Source organism: Faecalicoccus pleomorphus DSM 20574 (assembly GCF_000420345.1).
GTDB lineage: Bacteria > Bacillota_I > Bacilli_A > Erysipelotrichales > Erysipelotrichaceae > Faecalicoccus > Faecalicoccus pleomorphus.
Map to the genome: position 1 here is coordinate 1 of NZ_ATUT01000046.1, position 1015 is coordinate 1015.

Here is a 1015-nt window from a genome sequence, read left to right on the forward strand (position 1 = left end):
AGATGACTACAACTGGAGATTTCTATGCTGAACAAGGAGGAAAGCTTGTAGTTAATATTGAAAAAATTATTTCTAATGTTACAATGAATATCCGTTTTGTAGATAAAGCGGGAAGCTTTATCGGTGGTGGAGATTATACTTTACCAGAAGGTGTTCAGAATTATTCTATTTTGCAACAATATGTACCAGAAGGATACAAAATGACAGTCAGCGGTGATTTCATGGTTGTTGCAGGTGGATCTGAAGAAATTACTGTTGAATCAGAATATGATGGTACAATCTTGAATTTTGTATTCGTAGATGCTAATGGAAATAATGTAGGCAGCGGTGACGTTATCGTTGATGAAGATAAAGATGGAATCTTTAATTGGAAAGAAGTTAACGATATTGTTCCAGAAGGATACCAATTAGATCTAAGTGGAGATGCGTTTGTTGGTGACTATATTGGTAATAGCAATACAATCGCTGTAAGCAAAATTTATAAAGCATCAATTATTAAATTACAGTTTGTTGATGAAGCTGGTGAAGTAGTTGGCGGTGGCGATTACTTTGTTGATGAAGATGGAGATGGAATCTTCAATTGGAAAGAAGTTGAACTTCCAGCTGGTTATGCATTTAACGAAACTGGTGATGCTTTTGTAAAAGACTTCTCAGCAGATGATGCTACACAAGTAAAAGTTCATAAAATTCAAAAAGGTACAATCATTAATGTTGTATTTGAAGATCCTCAAGGAAATAACCTTGGCGGAGGAGATTTCTTAGTAGATTTAGATGGTGATGGTATCGCCAACTACTCTGAATTAGCCTTGCCAGTGGGTTACAAATTAAATGTAACTGGAGATTTCTTTGTTGAAGAAGGTGGACATTACACTGTTGTATTAAACCGTGAGGGTGCTGCTATTATTCATGTAGTATTCAAGAGTCAAGGTGGAAAAAACCTTGGTGGTGGAGATTACTTCGTTGATGAAGATGGCGATGGAATCTTTAACTATAGTGAATTAACATTACCGGAAGG

General features: G+C 35.9%; 1 protein-coding gene. It reads left to right on the forward strand.

Annotated features, from left to right (window positions below):
• Positions 1-1015: hypothetical protein (locus G413_RS12240; RefSeq protein WP_037614912.1), on the forward strand; the 1015-nt coding region annotated here is incomplete at both ends.